At 78.0% G+C, this 883-nt stretch carries 2 protein-coding genes; both read left to right on the forward strand.

Annotated elements, in window-relative coordinates; all coding sequences use genetic code 11:
• On the forward strand, window positions 1-366 hold a 366-nt coding region (locus G3I53_RS10310; RefSeq protein WP_203616849.1), incomplete at its 5' end, for a type II secretion system F family protein.
• Window positions 363-883 (forward strand): hypothetical protein (locus G3I53_RS10315; RefSeq protein WP_164438258.1); only part of this gene is annotated, 521 nt, incomplete at its 3' end. The genes G3I53_RS10310 and G3I53_RS10315, both read left to right, overlap by 4 nt.

An 883-nucleotide genomic window follows, 5' to 3' on the forward strand; every position in this document is an offset into this window, starting at 1 on the left:
GTGGCCGCCGGCCGGCCCGGTGCCGAAGGGCTGGGCGGGCTGGCCGCGTGCTGGCGGGTGGCCGTCGACCAGGGAGCCGGGCTCGCGGCCGGACTCGACCGGCTGGAGGCGGCCTTGCGCACCGAGCGGGACCAGCGTGCCGACCTGCGTGCGCAACTGGCCGGCGCCCGCGCCACGGCTGTGATGCTGGCCGGGCTTCCGGTGCTCGGACTGGGACTGGGAGCCGCGCTCGGAGCCGACCCGTTGCACATCCTGCTGCACACCCCGTCGGGGCTGGGCTGCCTGGCGGTGGGCGCGGTCTTCGAGGGCGCCGGCCTGTGGTGGGTGCTGCGGATCATGCGCGGAGCCGAGGAGGCGGCGGCGTGAGCGGGGAAGTCGTCCACAGGCTGGGGATGACGCTGGGGGTGCTGGTGGCCGTCGGCTGCTGGGCGCGATGGCTGGGGCACGCCCGGAACGAACGCCGGCTGCACAGGCGCCTCCCCGGGATCCTGGCCGCGGAACCGGTGCCGAGGCGCAAGTGGCTCACGGTGCCGGACCGGATGCGCGACTGGCTGCCCTGCGGGGCTGCCGTGGCCGTCGGCTGGGTGCTGGTGGGCGGCCTCGCCGGTGCGGTCGTCGGGCTGGCGGGCGGCTGCGCCCTCTGGCGGTGGCACCGGCGCCGGGCCGATACCCGGGACCCCGTGAAGGAGCGTGAAGCAGCGGCTGCGTCCCGGCAACTCCCCCTCGCCGCCGACCTGCTGGCGGCCTGCATCGAGGCGGGCGCCGGACCGGTGACGGCCGCGCAGGCGGTCGGAGAGACCCTGGGCGGGCCGGTCGGGAACGCCCTGGCGCGCGGGGCAGCGGAGCTGCGGCTGGGCGGCGAACCGGGCGCGGCCTGGCACCG

This window comes from Streptomyces sp. SID14436, assembly GCF_010548465.1.
Taxonomy (GTDB): Bacteria; Actinomycetota; Actinomycetes; order Streptomycetales; family Streptomycetaceae; genus Streptomyces.